Source organism: Azospirillum griseum, assembly GCF_003966125.1.
GTDB classification, from domain to species: domain Bacteria; phylum Pseudomonadota; class Alphaproteobacteria; order Azospirillales; family Azospirillaceae; genus Azospirillum; species Azospirillum griseum.
Map to the genome: position 1 here is coordinate 1 of NZ_RXMA01000106.1, position 988 is coordinate 988.

1 pseudogene is annotated in these 988 nt (G+C 64.4%); it reads left to right on the top strand.

The features are described 5' to 3' along the window. A pseudogene (locus EJ903_RS27150) lies at nt 1–692 on the top strand (hypothetical protein); the annotation flags it as partial. Between the last annotated feature and the right edge of the window lie 296 nt (nt 693–988).

The following is a 988-nucleotide window of genomic DNA, read 5'->3' on the forward strand; positions in this document are numbered from 1 at the left end:
CGGGGCGGCAGGACCTGCCGACGCTGGAGAGGCTGGCGGACGGCAGCCTGATCGCAGCTTGGCGGTCCTATGACGCGACGGGCCAGAGCTTCGCCATCATGGGTCGGCGCTTCGATGCCCAAGGCAACGCCCTGGGGGCGGAGTTCCAGTTGAGCGACGCGCGCTATACCCAGCCGGCAGCTGGGGATTTCTCGCAGCCATCGCTGTCAGCGCGCCTGGATGGCGGCTTCGTTGCCTATTGGCAGGACCCAACACCAGGAGCAAATGCCTTCGTGTCGAAGGTGTTCATGGCAAACGCAAATGCTCCTGGCCGCTACATTGGAACAGCTGGTGCCGATGCCCTATACGGCTCCTCCAACTCTGATACGCTGACTGGCGGGGCTGGTGCCGACATGTTCCTCTTCACCGACCCCAATCAGGGAGCGGATACCATCACCGACTTCCAATCGGGCATCGACCGCATCGAAGTCGTCGGTCCCAGCTTCGGTGGCCTGCCGACCGGGCAGCTCAATGCAGGCCGCTTTGCCCTCAACGCACCGGGCGACGCCGACGACCGCTTCGTGTTCAACACCACGTCAGGGGCCTTGTCCTACGACCCCGACGGCAACGGCACCATGGCGGCGACCACCATCGCCCTGCTGAATGTGCGCTCGTTGTCGGCCAGCGACATCTGGGTGGTGGCGCCGACCTGAGGTCGGCGTCGCCATCCGCCCTTGCTGATCAGGGAGCCTGTCCATCAGACGGCGGTCTGATGGACACCGCTAACCGCAATTATGCACCAGGGTTGGCGGGTGTAGCGCAAACCTTTGATCGGGCGTAGAATTTGGTTGCTGAAGCCAACTCCCGCCTTTTCCGGAACGCCCACCCGCCATGGTTGATCCTACGCTGCCGCTGCCCGGCTTGTCACCCGTTACCGGGAAGCCGGTAATCGGGCGCTTCGATGGGGGCCGCCTGTCCTCCGATGGCGGGCTGCTGGTGTTGCGGGAAG